The sequence below is a fragment of the Citrobacter sp. wls716 genome (assembly GCF_005280975.1).
Classification (GTDB): Bacteria; Pseudomonadota; Gammaproteobacteria; order Enterobacterales; family Enterobacteriaceae; genus Citrobacter; species Citrobacter youngae.
The window spans coordinates 1-716 of record NZ_SZWX01000004.1; the positions used below are offsets into that span (position 1 = coordinate 1).

General features: G+C 53.4%; 1 rRNA gene. It reads left to right on the forward strand.

Annotated features, from left to right (window positions below):
- Positions 1–693, forward strand: a 23S ribosomal RNA gene (locus FDX24_RS00040); the annotation flags it as partial.
- Positions 694–716: the final 23 nt, after the last annotated feature.

A 716-nucleotide genomic window follows, 5' to 3' on the forward strand; every position in this document is an offset into this window, starting at 1 on the left:
ATCCGGGTTGCGGACAGTGTCTGGTGGGTAGTTTGACTGGGGCGGTCTCCTCCTAAAGAGTAACGGAGGAGCACGAAGGTTAGCTAATCCTGGTCGGACATCAGGAGGTTAGTGCAAAGGCATAAGCTAGCTTGACTGCGAGAGTGACGGCTCGAGCAGGTGCGAAAGCAGGTCTTAGTGATCCGGTGGTTCTGAATGGAAGGGCCATCGCTCAACGGATAAAAGGTACTCCGGGGATAACAGGCTGATACCGCCCAAGAGTTCATATCGACGGCGGTGTTTGGCACCTCGATGTCGGCTCATCACATCCTGGGGCTGAAGTAGGTCCCAAGGGTATGGCTGTTCGCCATTTAAAGTGGTACGCGAGCTGGGTTTAGAACGTCGTGAGACAGTTCGGTCCCTATCTGCCGTGGGCGCTGGAGAATTGAGGGGGGCTGCTCCTAGTACGAGAGGACCGGAGTGGACGCATCACTGGTGTTCGGGTTGTCATGCCAATGGCATTGCCCGGTAGCTAAATGCGGAAGAGATAAGTGCTGAAAGCATCTAAGCACGAAACTTGCCCCGAGATGAGTTCTCCCTGAGACTATAAGTCTCCTGAAGGAACGTTAAAGACGATGACGTTGATAGGTCGGGTGTGTAAGCGTAGCGATACGTTGAGCTAACCGATACTAATGAACCGTGAGGCTTAACCTTACAACGCCGAAGATGTTTTGGCG